11 protein-coding genes are annotated in these 14,985 nt (G+C 69.7%); 8 read left to right on the top strand and 3 right to left on the bottom strand.

Annotated elements, in window-relative coordinates; all coding sequences use genetic code 11:
• Positions 1 to 415 precede the first annotated feature (415 nt).
• The gene (locus ABZ208_RS38025; RefSeq protein ID WP_356914027.1) at positions 416 to 2,086 is read left to right on the top strand and encodes a carbohydrate binding domain-containing protein; all 1,671 of its coding nucleotides are present in this window, start codon (positions 416 to 418) and stop codon (positions 2,084 to 2,086) included.
• A gap of 38 nt (positions 2,087 to 2,124) precedes the next feature.
• On the opposite strand, the gene ABZ208_RS38020 is transcribed toward ABZ208_RS38025, so the two are convergent.
• A complete protein-coding gene (locus ABZ208_RS38020) occupies positions 2,125 to 2,850 on the bottom strand; it encodes a 3'-5' exonuclease (protein WP_356914026.1) in 726 nt (241 codons plus the stop codon).
• Between the two features lie 182 nt (positions 2,851 to 3,032).
• On the opposite strand from ABZ208_RS38020, the gene ABZ208_RS38015 reads away from it, so the two are divergent.
• The 4 genes from ABZ208_RS38015 (at position 3,033) to ABZ208_RS38000 (ending at position 7,548) form a co-directional block, all read left to right on the top strand.
• Positions 3,033 to 3,599 (top strand): DUF4365 domain-containing protein, encoded by a 567-nt coding sequence (locus ABZ208_RS38015; protein ID WP_356914025.1) that lies wholly within the window; start codon positions 3,033 to 3,035, stop codon positions 3,597 to 3,599.
• Complete coding sequence (locus ABZ208_RS38010) at positions 3,599 to 4,825, top strand: hypothetical protein (protein ID WP_356914024.1); 1,227 nt, start codon at positions 3,599 to 3,601, stop codon at positions 4,823 to 4,825. The genes ABZ208_RS38015 and ABZ208_RS38010 overlap by 1 nt, the downstream gene beginning before the upstream one ends.
• Before the next feature lie 106 nt (positions 4,826 to 4,931).
• Positions 4,932 to 6,908 (top strand): threonine--tRNA ligase, encoded by a 1,977-nt coding sequence (gene thrS, locus ABZ208_RS38005; protein ID WP_356914023.1) that lies wholly within the window; start codon positions 4,932 to 4,934, stop codon positions 6,906 to 6,908.
• An 82-nt stretch (positions 6,909 to 6,990) separates the two neighbouring features.
• Complete coding sequence (locus ABZ208_RS38000) at positions 6,991 to 7,548, top strand: HIT domain-containing protein (RefSeq protein ID WP_356914022.1); 558 nt, start codon at positions 6,991 to 6,993, stop codon at positions 7,546 to 7,548.
• Between the two features lie 22 nt (positions 7,549 to 7,570).
• Here ABZ208_RS38000 and ABZ208_RS37995 read toward each other — a convergent pair whose 3' ends face one another.
• Both ABZ208_RS37995 and ABZ208_RS37990 read right to left on the bottom strand, forming a co-directional pair.
• Positions 7,571 to 9,232: a hypothetical protein gene (locus ABZ208_RS37995; RefSeq protein WP_356914021.1), complete on the bottom strand. Its 1,662-nt coding sequence runs from the start codon at positions 9,230 to 9,232 to the stop codon at positions 7,571 to 7,573.
• Between the two features lie 157 nt (positions 9,233 to 9,389).
• On the bottom strand, positions 9,390 to 11,594 hold the full coding sequence (locus ABZ208_RS37990) for an elongation factor G-like protein EF-G2 (RefSeq protein ID WP_356914020.1): 2,205 nt from the start codon (positions 11,592 to 11,594) through the stop codon (positions 9,390 to 9,392).
• A gap of 269 nt (positions 11,595 to 11,863) precedes the next feature.
• Here ABZ208_RS37990 and pgsA point away from each other — a divergent pair, with 269 nt between their 5' ends.
• Genes pgsA through ABZ208_RS37975 form a run of 3 tightly spaced genes read left to right on the top strand, consistent with a single transcriptional unit; the run spans position 11,864 to position 14,591 of the window.
• On the top strand, positions 11,864 to 12,535 hold the full coding sequence (gene pgsA / locus ABZ208_RS37985) for a phosphatidylinositol phosphate synthase (RefSeq protein ID WP_356914019.1): 672 nt from the start codon (positions 11,864 to 11,866) through the stop codon (positions 12,533 to 12,535).
• Positions 12,532 to 13,437, top strand: a complete 906-nt coding sequence (locus tag ABZ208_RS37980; protein WP_356914018.1) for a phosphatidylinositol mannoside acyltransferase — start codon at positions 12,532 to 12,534, stop codon at positions 13,435 to 13,437. Before pgsA ends, ABZ208_RS37980 begins: the two co-directional genes overlap by 4 nt.
• A complete protein-coding gene (locus ABZ208_RS37975) occupies positions 13,434 to 14,591 on the top strand; it encodes a glycosyltransferase family 4 protein (RefSeq protein ID WP_356914017.1) in 1,158 nt (385 codons plus the stop codon). Before ABZ208_RS37980 ends, ABZ208_RS37975 begins: the two co-directional genes overlap by 4 nt.
• The last annotated feature ends 394 nt before the right edge of the window (positions 14,592 to 14,985 follow it).

Below are 14,985 nucleotides of genomic sequence, written 5' to 3'. Positions count from 1 at the left end.
CCAGGACGGCCCCGCTGGGCTCCCGCAGGTCGCTTCGTTCACACCGAAGAGGTCACTGGTTCGAACCCAGTATCGCCCACCGGGAGAGGCCGGTCCGTCATCAGACGGACCGGCCTCACACGTTTCCTGACCCGGTTCCGTCAAGAAGACTCCACGAAGTAGCGGGCCTTGGCGGTGTCGCCGCCGACTGCCCCGTCGGTGGTGACGGCCAGGGTGCCGGAGGCCGGGGACGCGTTGCCGGCGGTGCCGTGACCGTGCGTGCGGCCCCATCTCCCGGGCCTGCGGGGGTTGTCGGCCCGCGGTGGCTCTTGACGGGCGCACGACACTTCGCTTCAATCCGCCACGCAGGTCCAGACCAATCGTGGCGCCGCGACAGGTCCGCATCACCGTCCCCACCCCCACAACGGGAGGTCACGTGCGTCCCAGACAAAGGCTCCTGGCCGGCCTGAGCGCGGCCCTGCTCGCAGCAGCCGCCGCCATCGGCCTGCCCGGCACCGCCCAAGCCGCCAACCTTCTCACCAACCCCGGATTCGAAACCGGAACCCTCTCCGGCTGGTCCTGCACCGCCGGACTCGGATCCGTCGTCACCACCCCGGTGCACAGCGGGACCAGAGCACTGGCCGGAGCGGCGACCACCGGCGACAACGCCAAGTGCACCCAGACCGTCCAGGTGCAGCCCAACACCGCCTACACCCTCTCCGCCTGGGTCCGCGGCAACTACGTCCACCTCGGTGTCACCGGTGGAGCTTCCACCTGGACCCCGTCCGCCACCGCCTACACCAAACTCACCGTCGCCTTCACCACCGGTGCGACCCAGACCAGCGCAGAGATCTACCTCCACGGCTGGTACGGCCAAGGCACCTACCACGCGGACGACATCAGCCTCGACGGCCCCGGCGGCGGAGGCGGCGGCGACACCCAGGCACCCACCACCCCGACGGGTCTGCGCTCCACCGGCAAGACCTCGTCCACCGTCTCCCTCGCCTGGAACGCCTCCACCGACAACACCGGCGTCACCGGCTACGACGTCTACCGCGGTACCACCCTCGCCTCCACGGCGACCGGCACCACCGCCACCGTCAGCGGCCTCGCCGGGGGCACCGCCTACAGCTTCACCGTCCGAGCCCGCGATGCCGCAGGCAACGTCTCCCCGGCATCAACTGCCCTCAGCGTCACCACCGACCCGGGTGGAGGCGGCGGCACCGGCTTCAAACAGGCCGCGCCCTACCTCTACCTCGGCTGGGGCGACCCGCCGAGCGCGACCTCCGTCATGAGCGCCACCGGCATCAAGTGGTTCACCATGGCGTTCATCCTGTCCTCCGGCGGCTGCAACCCCGCCTGGGACGGCAACCGGCCGCTCACCGGCGGCACCGACCAGTCCACCATCAACGCCATTCGCGCCGCGGGCGGCGACATCGTCCCCTCCATCGGAGGCTGGAGCGGCAACAAACTCGGCCCCAACTGCTCTACCCCCCAAGCGCTCGCCGGCGCCTACCAGCAGGTCATCAACGCGTACGGACTCAAGGCCATCGACGTCGACATCGAGAACACCGACGAGTTCGAGAACGAGGTCGTCCAGGACCGCATCCTGGGCGCCCTGAAGATCGTCAAGCAGAACAACCCGGGCCTGAGGACCGTCATCACCTTCGGCACCTCCACCACCGGCCCGACCTGGTGGGGCAACCGCCTCATCGAGCGTGCGAACGCACTCCAGGCGGACATCGACGTCTTCACCATCATGCCGTTCGACTTCGGCGGCGGCGCCGACATGTACGGCAACACCGTGAACGCCACCGAAGGACTCAAGAACAAGCTCAAGTCCACCTTCGGCTGGGACGACACCACCGCCTACGCCCACATCGGCATCTCGGGCATGAACGGCCTCAGCGACCAGCAGGAGCTGACCAGCCCGGCGACCTGGACCCAGATCAAGGACTGGGCCAACTCCCACCACATCGCTCGACTCGCCTTCTGGTCCGTCAACCGGGACCGGCCCTGCCCCGGCGGCGGAGTCGTCAGCAACTGCTCCGGCATCAGCCAGAGCAACTGGCAGTTCACCTCCGTCACGGCAGGATTCACCGGCTGACCCGAGGCCGGGGCCCTGAGGATGACGAGCCGTCATGCTCAGGCCGCGGCAGGCAGCTCCGGCCGCAGCGGCCACGCCGGATCAACCACCTCCGGCGTGCCGCTGCGGGCGAACCACGCCTGCAGGCCCCGTGCCTGCGCCGCGTGCCACACCGCCTGCAGCGTATGCAGCTCCGCCGGCGACAACCGCTCCAGCCGCGACGTGAACCGACGCCCCACCGCCCGTACGACCTCCAGCGCTGCCGCCGCGTCGGCCGCCGCGTCATGAGCGCCGTCCAGCACCACCTCGTAGTGCGCACACAGATCGGTGAGCGTGCGCCGGCCCTTGCGATAGCGGTCCAGATGCTTGTCCAGCACCCGCGGATCCAGCACGCACAGCGGCGAATTCTGCAGATAGCGGCCCAGCGACGACGCCCGGTGGCGCCGCAACTCGCGGTCCAGAATGGTGAGATCGAACGGCGCGTTCATCACCACCAGCGGACGCGCCGCCGCACAGTGCTCCGCCAGCGACCTCGCTATCTCCTCCATCACCGGCGCCGGCCAACGGCCGTTGCGCTGGAGATGATCATCTGTCAGGCCGTGCACCTCCGTGGCACCAGGAGGGACCGGCACTCCCGGATTCACCAGCCACCGCGTCACCCGCGGCCGCCCGCCCGGCGTGTCCTGGACGACGACCGCCGCCGACACGATCCGGTCCTCCTCGACATCCACGCCTGTGGTCTCTGTGTCAAATGCGGCCAGTGGGCCGTCGAACCAGTACGTCATCCCCGAACTCCTCGCACGTACCCGGCAGATGGCGACAACCCCTGCCCGAATCGGTGATACCCGGACCGTTTGCGCTGTACGCAGGGCGGTGACAACACAGATGACGGGGCGCGGATTTGACGGCAGGACGACTCCGTCGTGCGAAGACATCGACCGGCACAGCCCGAAAGGCACACGGAGCCATGGCGCTCGCGCAGCCCGAATCGGGAGGGCTGCTGCCCCAGCGGACGGTCCCGCTGCGCGGCGCTCTCGCCACCACCGCCTGCATGGAGACCCTTCAGGTGGGCTATCTGCATGCGGTCGCCGCCGCAGCCGGATGCTCGCTGTCCCAGCCCTTTCCCGACAACGGCATCGACTGGCACGTCAGCCACAGCTCGGCCCGGCACACCGTCGACGACGAAGTCACCATCAAGGTGCAGCTCAAATGCACCTACCAGATCCCCCCGCACCCGCCGGGACCGGCGTTCTCCTTCACCCTCGACAACGACCACCTGGTGAAGCTCGCCCGCACCCCCGTCTCCGTGCACAAGATCCTCGTCGTCATGCTCGTCCCCCGGACCCAGGACGAGTGGCTGCGCGCCAGCCACGACCGCCTCGACCTGCGCCACTGCTGCTACTGGACCAACCTGGCCGGCCACCCTGTCACCGGCCGACGCAGGACCACCGTGCGGATACCCACCGCACGGATCTTCGACGACCGGGCGCTCTGCGAGATCATGACGCGCGTCGGGGCGGGAGGGAGACCCTGATGCACCGGCCATTCGACGAGCCCATGCGCCCACACCCGGCGAGCGAACCGCCCGGCCCCTGGTACGGCGGAGGGCAGCCCGACCCCGCAAAGGTCGACCCCGCCGTCCTCGGCGCACTCCTCGACCGGCACGGCTGGCGTCGCCGCGGAGGAGCCGCCGGACGCTACACCCGCTGGACACCGCCTCCGCCTGCAGGGGGCGGCACCAGTCTCCTCGTGCCCGACAGCAGATCCTTCCCCGACAGCGAAGACCTGCTCGGCGAGGCGCTCACCGCCCTCGCCCGCAGCGCCGCACCCTCCGCGCGCGAGGTCCTCGTCGGCCTGACCGTGCCCAGCGACGAGATCCGCTGGCGGCGGGATGTGCCACCGGGCCCCTCGGGCACCGCCTCCTGGCCCGTACAGGAACAACTGCGCTCCGCCGCCCGGCAGATGCTGCTCGCCGGAGCGCTCGCGGTACGCGGCCGGGCCGGCTACTACGGAGCACGCCACCGCAGGACCGCCCAGGCCTCGCTCGAAGGGATCCTGGTCGGCCCCGCCCCCGGCGACCGGTCACTGACCGCCTTCGTCCCCGTGCAGAGCGGACGCGCCGTCGCCGTCCGCCTCAGCCACGCGCTGCAGGCCACCCGGGAAGCCATCGACTTCCAGCGCGCGGCCGGGGGCATGGAGGCCTTCGACGCCGGGGTCCAGGCAGGAGTCAGCAGAGAGCTCACCGAGGCCGTGATCGCCCTCGTCCGCGGCTCCGAAGGAGCGAGCATCGCACTGGAGTGGTCACCGGCCGCGGGCGTGCCGCACGGGTGCGCCGCCCGGATGGAGCCGGTGGAGTTCTCGCCCGGCGATCTGCCCGCCCTGCGCGAGGCGGGCGCCCGCTACCTCCAGGACGAGCCGTCCGTACCCGTACGGATCACCGGAACGGTCGTCCGCATGCGCCGCTCGGGGCCGCGCGGCGCCGGGACCGTGCGGCTTCGGGTCCTGGGCGGCGCCGAGGTGCCCCACGTACGGGTGGCGCTCGACGAGGAGGCGTACCGCACCGCAGGCCACGCCCACCTGGTGGGCCTGCCGATCAGGGTGGTGGGACGGCTGGAGAGCCGCGGCGGCTTCCGGCGCCTGACCGACGCCACCGATGTGGTGCCCGTGCAGGTCGACGAGGCCGAACGGGACCGGCTGATGAAGTCCCTGCACGAGAATCTCGACATCTTCGAGGACGCCTGCGGACCAGGGGAGGCGTAGGGAGCGCGCCAGACAAACCATTTCGCGAGTGGTCCCCGCGGCTCGGTACGATTCGTAGCGCGTGCGCAATACGAATGCGGCGTACCCCTTCAGTCAGGAGAGACCGGTGTCAGACGTCCGTGTGATCATCCAACGCGATTCCGAGCGGGAAGAGCGCGTGGTGACCACGGGCACCACGGCGGCGGACCTCTTCGCAGGTGAGCGCACCATCGTCGCTGCCCGCATCGCCGGCGAGCTGAAGGACCTCGCGTACGAGATCAAGGACGGCGAGGAGGTCGAGCCCGTCGAGATCTCTTCCGAGGACGGCCTGAACATCCTGCGCCACTCCACCGCGCACGTCATGGCCCAGGCCGTGCAGGAGCTGTTCCCTGAGGCGAAGCTCGGCATCGGCCCGCCGGTACGGGACGGCTTCTACTACGACTTCGACGTCGACAAGCCCTTCACCCCCGATGACCTCAAGGCCGTCGAGAAGAAGATGCAGGAGATCCAGAAGCGCGGCCAGCGCTTCTCGCGCCGCGTCGTGACCGATGAGGCCGCGCGCGAGGAGCTGGCGGACGAGCCGTACAAGCTGGAGCTGATCGGCCTCAAGGGCTCCGCGTCCCACGACGACGGCGCGGACGTGGAGGTCGGCGCCGGTGAGCTGACCATCTACGACAACCTGGACGCCAAGACCGGTGAGCTGTGCTGGAAGGACCTCTGCCGCGGTCCGCACCTGCCCACCACCCGCAACATCCCCGCGTTCAAGCTGATGCGCAATGCCGCCGCGTACTGGCGCGGCAGCGAGAAGAACCCGATGCTGCAGCGTATCTACGGCACCGCATGGCCGTCCAAGGACGAGCTGAAGGCGCATCTCGACTTCCTGGCCGAGGCCGAGAAGCGCGACCACCGCCGTCTCGGTACCGAGCTGGACCTCTTCTCCATCCCGGACGCGATCGGCTCCGGCCTCGCCGTCTTCCACCCCAAGGGCGGCATCATCCGCCGGGTCATGGAGGACTACTCCCGTAAGCGGCACGAGGAGGAGGGCTACGAGTTCGTCTACAGCCCGCATGCCACCAAGGGGAAGCTCTTCGAGATCTCGGGCCACCTGGACTGGTATGCCGAGGGCATGTACCCGCCCATGCAGCTCGACGAGGGCGCGGACTACTACCTCAAGCCCATGAACTGCCCGATGCACAACCTGATCTTCGACGCGCGGGGCCGGTCCTACCGTGAACTGCCGCTGCGTCTCTTCGAGTTCGGGACCGTGTACCGCTACGAGAAGTCGGGCGTCGTGCACGGTCTGACCCGTGCCCGTGGCTTCACCCAGGACGACGCGCACATCTACTGCACCAAGGAGCAGATGGCGGAGGAGCTCGACAAGACGCTCACCTTCGTCCTGAACCTGCTGCGCGACTACGGTCTGAACGACTTCTACCTGGAACTGTCCACCAAGGACCCGGAGAAGTTCGTCGGCAGCGACGAGGTGTGGGAGGAAGCCACCGAAGTCCTGCGCCAGGTGGCCGAGAAGCAGGGTCTCCCGCTGACCCCTGACCCGGGCGGCGCGGCCTTCTACGGCCCGAAGATCTCGGTGCAGGCGCGGGACGCCATCGGCCGTACCTGGCAGATGTCCACCGTGCAGCTCGACTTCAACCTGCCGGAGCGTTTCGACCTGGAGTACACCGGCCCGGACGGCACCAAGCAGCGTCCCGTCATGATCCACCGCGCGCTGTTCGGCTCGATCGAGCGCTTCTTCGCGGTGCTCCTCGAGCACTACGCGGGCGCGATGCCGCCGTGGCTCGCGCCGGTGCAGGCCGTGGGTATCCCGATCGGTGACGCGCACGTCGGGTACCTGCAGGAGTTCGCCGCGGAGGCGAAGAAGAAGGGCCTGCGGGTCGACGTGGACGCATCCTCGGACCGGATGCAGAAGAAGATCCGCAACCAGCAGAAGCAGAAGGTCCCGTTCATGATCATCGTCGGCGACGACGACATGAACGCCGGCACGGTGTCCTTCCGCTACCGCGACGGTTCGCAGGAGAACGGGATTCCGCGTGACGCGGCGATCGCGAAGCTCGTTGACGTGGTGGAGCGCCGCGTACAGGTGTGACATGGTCCCCGCACAAGCGGGGTTTCGAGGGGCGGTCCCGGCCGGGGCCGCCCCTCGCCGCATCATGTCGGCCCCAGCGAATATGCTGGCCCGCATGACGACTGAGCCGGAGCAGCAGATCGGAGTCGGGACGCCTGACGCGTTCCAGCGCCTGTGGACTCCTCACCGGATGGCGTACATCCAGGGTGAGAACAAGCCCACCGGGCCGGGCTCCGACGACGGCTGCCCGTTCTGCTCGATCCCGTCGAAGTCGGACGAGGACGGTCTGATCATCGCTCGTGGCGAGACGGTCTACGCGGTGCTGAACCTGTACCCGTACAACGGCGGCCACGCCATGATCGTCCCGTTCCGGCACGTCGCCGACTACACGGATCTGGACGACGCCGAGACGCTCGAACTCGCCGACTTCACCAAGCGCGCGATGGTGGCGCTGCGTACCGCGTCCGGTGCGCACGGCTTCAACATCGGGCTCAACCAGGGCAGCGCGGCGGGCGCCGGTATCGCCGCCCATCTGCATCAGCACATCGTGCCCCGCTGGGGCGGCGACACCAACTTCATGCCGATCGTCGGCAACACCAAGGTGCTGCCGCAGCTGCTCGCGGACACCCGCAAGATGCTGGCGGAGGCCTGGCCCGCGTAGCACGGGCCAGGCGGCCGGAGGGTCACGCGTCGTAGAGGTCGGCGTTCCTCGGTGTGGGGTCCTGGACGAACCCGCTGACGACCATGGAGCGGTTGTCGAACTTCTCGGTGTCGACGCCGTTGTCCGCGAGCACCCTCATCGCCGCTGCGTGGGCCACGCGCAGGACAGGTGTGGCGGCGCGCATCGCGTCGTCGGCCATGAACCGGTGCCGCCAGGGCTTCTCGGCCCAGGCGTGGCGCAGCCCGAAAGGTTCGGGGAGTACGAGCTTGCCGCCGAGGTAGTCGAGGAGCGGCGGGTACCAGGTGAAGGGGGCGCGTACGGCGAGCCGTACGACCTCCCTGGTCTCGACCAGGGGCAGCACCCGGTCGACGGTCTCCCAGAACCTGATCGTCTTGTTGACGGTGACGATCTTGGGCTCGGGCTTGGTGGTGAACAGGGAGTGCACCGGGCCGAGGGCGTGGCCGGTGACCTCGATGCGCAGGGTCTCGTGCAGGACGGTGACGGTGATCATCATGGTGATCACCAGCTGGCCGTCCCAGAGGGTGAACTGGACCCCGAGGTAGTGGCGGTTGCCACCGCCGAACTGCTGCTCGTTGCAGATGCGCTGTATTTCGTGGTTCCGGATCTGGAAGGCGTCCACGTCGCCCTCGGGCCGGGTGACGGCCACGGCGTTCTCGCCGACGGGGGCCACGATCCAGTGCTTGACCGACGGGGTGGGGAATCCGCCGGAGTGGAGCGGGCCGCGTTCGAGCATCTTGAGCTTGTCGTGGATGGCCCGTATGACGTCCCAGCTGCGGAACTGGTTGATCTCCTTGCCGGACTCCTTGGAGACCAGCTCTTCGGCGAGCTGCCAGCTGCCCCAGCGGGTGCCCATACCGAGGATGCCCTTGGGGCCGGCGTAGAAGACGGCGTTGGAGTTCTGCTCGGCCGTGAGTTTCTCCAGGCTCTGGCGCAGCTGCTCGCGTGCGGCGTCGCCCGGATTGCCGGGTACGGCCTCGGGGACCTTGGCGCCGATGCCGCCGCCGCTGAGGAGGCTGTCCCAGCGTGCGCGCATGTCCTTGGCGGTGGTTTCGCAGATCCGCTTGGCGAGGACCCAGCCGACGATGGGTGCGACGATCATGCCGCGGATGTAGTAGCCCCACAGTCCGCTGAAGGGCAGCCGGATCAGGAAGAGCATGGCGAGGCCGGCGATGCCGACGAGGAGCAGGGTGCCGAGCGCCCCGGCGCTCTTGTTCTGGGCTCCGGCGATGGTACGGCGGAGCTGGAAGACTCCCATCCACAGCAGGAGTCCGGGCAGGAACAGCAGCCCGCACACCGCCATGACCGCAGTGAGCTTGGTGTCGCGCTCCTTGCGGATACGGGTGGCGGCGAGGCAGTGCTCGACGACGGACTGTGGTTCGGTGCCGAAGGACTGGATGAGTGCCGCGCGGGCGCCGCCGAGGAGCCGCACCTGCACGGCTCGTGAGAACGCCTCGCCGAGGTTGGGTTCGAAGAGGGAGAACCTGCCTTCCTTCACGTCGGAGGCGTGCCAGTCGCTGTTGGCCTTGAGGATGTCCTTGACCGGGCTGTCGCGGTACGCCGCCGACGCGAGTGCGTGCGTCGCCGCGGTCTGGCCGGCCGACCCCATGAGCGGGACCTGGGCCCCGGGTGTGAAATCGAATCCGTCTGTCACTGCCGCCCCCATCGCCGCGTGCGTCCGCACAGCGGCCTGTTCCCAACTACCGTGCCCCGCACACCTGCTGAGCTGGGCACCCCAGCGTATCGGGGGTGCGCCCGGCGCGGCAGGGGACGTGGAAATGACGCCCGCCCACCGGGTGGTGGGCGGGCGGGAGGGGTAACTGTCAGTGGCTGTCGGTCTGTTCCCGCATGCGTTCGGCGACCGCGTGGGGCATGGCCTCGTGGCGCGCGTAGGAGCGGCTGAACTGGCCGGTGCCGTGGGAGATCGACCGCAGATCGACCGCGTACCGTCCGATCTCGATCTCCGGCACTTCGGCGCGTACGAGGGTGCGGGCCCCTCCGGCCTGTTCGGTGCCGACGACGCGGCCACGCCGTCCGGACAGATCGCTCATCACGGGGCCCACGTATTCGTCGGAGACCAGGATCTGCATCTCCGCGACCGGTTCCAGCAGGTGGATGGGGACCTCGGCGGCGGCTTCGCGCAGGGCGAGTGCGCCGGCGGTCTGGAAGGCGGCGTCGGAGGAGTCCACCGAGTGAGCCTTGCCGTCGCGCAGGGTGATGCGCACGTCGACGAGCGGGTATCCGGCGGCGACTCCGCGAGCTGCCTGGGCCCGTACACCCTTCTCGACGGAGGGGATGAACTGGCGGGGCACCGCGCCGCCGACGACCTTGTCGACGAACTCGATGCCTGATCCGGGCGGCAGCGGGTCGACGTCGATCTCGCAGATGGCGTACTGCCCGTGGCCACCGGACTGCTTCACATGCCGGCCGCGTCCGGCGGCCTTGGCGCCGAACGTCTCGCGCAGGGGCACCTTGTGCGGTACGACATCGACCTGGACCCCGTAGCGGTTGCGCAGCCTCTCCAGGGCGACGTCCGCGTGTGCTTCGCCCAGGCACCAGAGCACGACCTGGTGGGTGGCCTGGTTCTGTTCCAGTCGCATGGTCGGGTCCTCGGCGACCAGCCGGGACAGCCCTTGCGAGAGTTTGTCCTCGTCGGCCTTGCTGTGGGCCTGGATGGCCAGGGGCAGCAGCGGGTCGGGCATGCTCCAGGGCTCCATGAGCAGGGGGTCGTCCTTGGCCGACAGCGTGTCGCCGGTCTCGGCGCGGGACAGTTTGGCGACGCAGGCGAGGTCGCCCGCGATGGCCTGGCCGAGTGGGCGCTGCTGTTTGCCGAAGGGCGCCGTCAGGGCTCCTATCCGCTCGTCGACGTCGTGGTCCTCGTGGCCGCGGTCCGCGAGACCGTGGCCGGAGACATGGACGGTCTCGTCGGGGCGCAGGGTGCCGGAGAAGACCCGTACGAGTGATATCCGGCCGACGTAGGGGTCGGATGCGGTTTTGACGACCTCGGCGACCAGCGGGCCTGCGGGGTCGCAGGTGATCTGTGGACGTGGTGCGCCGGTGGGGGTCGTGACGGCCGGTGCCGTCGGCTCGAGCGGGGTGGGGAAGCCGCCGGTGATGAGTTCGAGAAGTTCCACGGTGCCGAGGCCCTGTTTTCCGCCGTCGGATGCGGGCGCCGCGGCGAGCACGGGGTGGAAGGTGCCTCGGGCGACCGCTTTCTCGAGGTCGTCGATGATCGTCTTGATGTCGATCTCCTCGCCGCCGAGGTAGCGGTCCATGAGGGTCTCGTCCTCGCTCTCCGCGATGATCCCTTCGATCAGGCGGTTGCGGGCTTCGCCGATCAGCGCCGACTGCTCGGCGTCGGGCGGGCTCTCCTTGCGCTCGCCGGAGGTGTAGTCGAAGACCTTTTCGGAGAGCAGGCCGACCAGTCCGGTGACCGGGGCGTGCCCGTCCGCGTGCTGGGGTCCGTACTGCGGCAGGTACAGCGGCAGTACGGCGTCCGGGTCGTCGCCGCCGAAGATGCTTCCGCAGACCTGGGTGAGTTCTTCGAAGCCGGTGCGCGCGGTCTCCAGGTGGGTGACGACGATGGCGCGCGGCATGCCGACCGCGGCGCACTCCTCCCAGACCATGCGCGTCGCCCCTGCCACCGCGTCGGCCTCCTGGGCGGCCGAGACGACGAAAAGGGCCGCGTCGGCGGCGCGCAGACCGGCCCTCAGCTCGCCGACGAAGTCGGCGTATCCGGGAGTGTCCAACAGATTGATCTTGCACCCGCCCCATTCGAGCGGGACGAGGGAGAGCTGTACGGATCGTTGCTGACGGTGCTCGATCTCGTCGTAGTCGGAGACCGTGGCGCCGTCCTCGACCCGGCCGGCCCGGTTGACCGCTCCTGCGGTCAGCGCGAGCGCCTCGACCAGGGTCGTCTTGCCGGAACCGCTGTGGCCGACCAGCACCACATTCCGTACGGATGCGGGGTGGTCGGCCGTTACTGCCCTGCCGGCGGCCCCGGGGTGTGCATTCGCCTTGTCGCCCATGATTCATGCCTCCCGATCGATTGCCCGGTGAGGAGTGGGGAGCTGCGGGCGCGGGGGAGATGGGTGGTGGACCCCGAACGGCGTCCGGGGCAGCTCCGGCGGTGCCCGCGGGTGGTCTTTCGAGCTTTCCACTCCCGTCATGGTGCGTCCATACGTCGTACGCGAACCCGGGAGGCCGGGTGCCGCCCATGCGGTGCTGACGTCGTGGCTACGATGGGCCAGCCGGTGGCCGTAGGGGCCACTCGGCCCACCGAACCCTCGGGAAGGCCATGCTGAACAAGTACGCGCGTGCATTTTTCACGCGTGTTCTCACACCGTTCGCCGCGTTTCTGCTCCGCCGCGGGGTGAGCCCGGACGCGGTCACCCTGATCGGCACGGCGGGAGTCGTGGCGGGAGCACTGGTCTTCTTTCCCCGGGGCGAGTTCTTCTGGGGCACGATCGTCATCACGATGTTCGTGTTCTCGGACCTGGTGGACGGGAACATGGCGCGGCAGGCGGGGACCTCCAGCCGCTGGGGTGCGTTCCTGGACTCGACGCTGGACCGGGTCGCCGACGGGGCCATCTTCGGCGGGTTCGCGCTCTGGTACGCGGGCAAGGGCGACGACAATGTGCTGTGTGCGGTTGCCATCTTCTGTCTGGCCAGCGGCCAGGTGGTGTCGTACACGAAGGCCCGTGGCGAGTCGATCGGCCTGCCGGTGGCTGTCAACGGGCTCGTCGAGCGTGCCGAGCGGCTGGTGATCTCGCTGGTGGCCGCCGGTCTGGCGGGTCTGCACGGATTCGGTGTTCCCGGGGTCGACGTGCTGCTGCCGATCGCCCTGTGGATCGTGGCCGTCGGCAGCCTGGTGACTCTGGGGCAGCGGGTGGTGACCGTACGGCGTGAGGCGGCGGAAGCCGACGGGTCGCCCACCACGCACGGCACTTCGCAGGGGAGTGAGGCATGAGCGGAGCCAGGGACCGGTTGACGGACGCGCTGTACGGACTGGGCTGGGCTGCGGTCAAGAAGCTCCCCGAGCCGGTCGCGGCGGCGCTCGGCCGCACCATCGCCGACATCGCCTGGAAGCGGCGTGGCAAGGGGGTGCTGCGCCTTGAGGCCAATCTGGCGCGGGTGGTGCCCGACGCCGGGGCCGAGCGGCTGGCCGATCTGTCCAAGGCGGGCATGCGCTCCTACATGCGGTACTGGATGGAGTCGTTCCGGCTCCCCACCTGGAGCCAGGAGCGTGCGGCACAGAGCTTCTCCGCGAAGGATCTCCACCACCTGACCGACGCTCTGGCCTCGGGGAAGGGCGTGGTGGTCGCGCTGCCGCATCTGGCCAACTGGGACGTGGCGGGGGTCTGGGTGACCCGTGCGCTGGGCGTGCCGTTCACGACGGTCGCCGAGCGGCTCAAGCCGGAGACCCTGTACGACCGGTTCGTGGCCTACCGGGAGAGCCTCGGCATGGAGGTCCTGCCGCACTCCGGGGGCTCCGCCTTCGGCACACTCGCCCGCCGGCTGCGGGACGGCGGTCTGGTCTGCCTGGTGGCCGACCGCGATCTGTCCGCGTCCGGCGTCGAGGTGAAGTTCTTCGGCGACACGGCCCGGATGCCGGCCGGTCCGGCGCTGCTCGCGCAGCAGACCGGCGCGCTGCTGGTTCCGGTGACTCTCTGGTACGACGAGTCGCCGGTGATGAAGGGGCGCATCCACCCGCCCGTCGAGGTACCCGAGACAGGTACCCGGGCCGAGAAGACGTCTTCCATGACACAGGCGCTGGCCGATGCCTTCGCCACGGGAATCGCCGACCACCCGGAGGACTGGCACATGCTGCAGCGGTTGTGGCTCGACGACCTCGAGGAGCGCCGTACGTGAAGATCGGCATCGTCTGCCCGTACTCGTGGGACGTGCCGGGCGGCGTGCAGTTCCACATCCGTGACCTGGCGGATCATCTGATCCGGCTCGGGCACGAGGTGTCCGTCCTGGCTCCGGCCGACGACGACACTCCGCTTCCGCCGTACGTGGTCTCCGCGGGCCGGGCGGTGCCCGTGCCGTACAACGGCTCGGTCGCCCGCCTGAACTTCGGTTTCCTGTCGGCGGCGCGGGTGCGGCGCTGGCTGCACGACAACGCCTTCGACGTCATCCACATCCATGAGCCGGCCTCCCCGTCGCTGGGGCTGCTGAGCTGCTGGGCGGCGCAGGGCCCGATCGTCGCGACCTTCCACACCTCCAACCCGCGCTCGCGCGCCATGATCGCGGCGTACCCGATCCTGCAGCACGCGCTGGAGAAGATCAGTGCCCGCATCGCGGTCAGCGAGTACGCCCGGCGCACGCTGGTCGAGCACCTCGGGGGCGACGCTGTCGTCATTCCCAACGGTGTCGACGTCGGTTTCTTCGAGAAGGCCGAGCCCAAGAAGGAGTGGCAGGGCAACACCATCGGCTTCATAGGGCGCATCGACGAGCCGCGCAAGGGGCTGCCGGTGCTGATGAGGGCGCTCCCGGCGATCCTCGCCGAGTGCCCGGACGTGAGGCTGCTGGTGGCAGGGCGTGGCGACGAGGAGGAGGCCGTCGCGACGCTGCCGAAGGAGATGCGCTCGCGCGTCGAGTTCCTCGGCATGGTCAGCGACGAGGACAAGGCGCGGCTGCTGCGCAGCGTCGATGTGTATGTCGCGCCCAACACGGGCGGAGAGAGCTTCGGCATCATCCTGGTTGAGGCCATGTCGGCGGGGGCGCCGGTGCTGGCGTCGGACCTGGACGCGTTCGCACAGGTGCTGGACCAGGGGGCGGCAGGTGAGCTGTTCGCCAACGAGGACGCGGGGGCGCTCGCGTCGGCGGCGGTGCGGCTGCTGTCGGACCCGGCGCGCCGCTCGGAGCTGAGTGCGCGGGGCTCGGCGCATGTGCGGCGCTTCGACTGGTCGACGGTGGGCGCGGACATCCTGGCGGTGTACGAGACGGTGACGCACGGTGCGGCGTCGGTGGCGGCGGACGAACGCAGCGGCTTCCGCTCCCGCTTCGGCCAGGCTCGCTGACGCTCGCGGGGCGTGGCGCTCCACGGGGCGGGCCGCGCGCACACCGGGCGGCCCGCCCGTGGGTGTTGCTCCTGGGGCGGGCCGGCCTGTGCATCGGGCGGGTCCGTCCGTGGGTGTTGCCCGCAGGGCGCCTGTCCGGTGGGTGGTGCGGGGGCCGGGGCCTCCGGAGTGGGGTACCCGGACTGCTTTCCCCGTGACCTGCCTCGCCCAAGGCTTACGACGCCTTACGTCCGGGCACCCCTCTCCTGCGACCCCGACCCCCTCACGAGGTCGCGCGGCCGCGGGCCGCCGGTCGTTCCCGGCGGGGAGCCGTGCTTTGCGGGCCTCCGGTCGTTGCCGGGCAGGGCGTCTTTCCTCTGCGGCCGGTGGGGCTTTGGGTCGCCGGGCAGCGCCG

The organism is Streptomyces sp. NPDC006208, from assembly GCF_040613775.1.
Taxonomy (GTDB): domain Bacteria; phylum Actinomycetota; class Actinomycetes; order Streptomycetales; family Streptomycetaceae; genus Streptomyces.
The sequence above is the reverse complement of the archived record's forward strand: the minus strand, read 5'-3'. Positions and strand labels throughout refer to the sequence as shown.

Bases quoted from the DNA above. Each gene is read 5' to 3' on its own strand.
- ABZ208_RS38020 (WP_356914026.1), bottom strand. From the start codon at position 2,850: ATGACGTACTGGTTCGACGGCCCACTGGCCGCATTTGACACAGAGACC.
- ABZ208_RS38015 (WP_356914025.1), top strand. From the start codon at position 3,033: ATGGCGCTCGCGCAGCCCGAATCGGGAGGGCTGCTGCCCCAGCGGACG.
- ABZ208_RS38010 (WP_356914024.1), top strand. From the start codon at position 3,599: ATGCACCGGCCATTCGACGAGCCCATGCGCCCACACCCGGCGAGCGAA.
- ABZ208_RS38000 (WP_356914022.1), top strand. From the start codon at position 6,991: ATGCTGGCCCGCATGACGACTGAGCCGGAGCAGCAGATCGGAGTCGGG.
- ABZ208_RS37995 (WP_356914021.1), bottom strand. From the start codon at position 9,232: ATGGGGGCGGCAGTGACAGACGGATTCGATTTCACACCCGGGGCCCAG.
- ABZ208_RS37990 (WP_356914020.1), bottom strand. From the start codon at position 11,594: ATGGGCGACAAGGCGAATGCACACCCCGGGGCCGCCGGCAGGGCAGTA.
- pgsA (WP_356914019.1), top strand. From the start codon at position 11,864: ATGCTGAACAAGTACGCGCGTGCATTTTTCACGCGTGTTCTCACACCG.
- ABZ208_RS37980 (WP_356914018.1), top strand. From the start codon at position 12,532: ATGAGCGGAGCCAGGGACCGGTTGACGGACGCGCTGTACGGACTGGGC.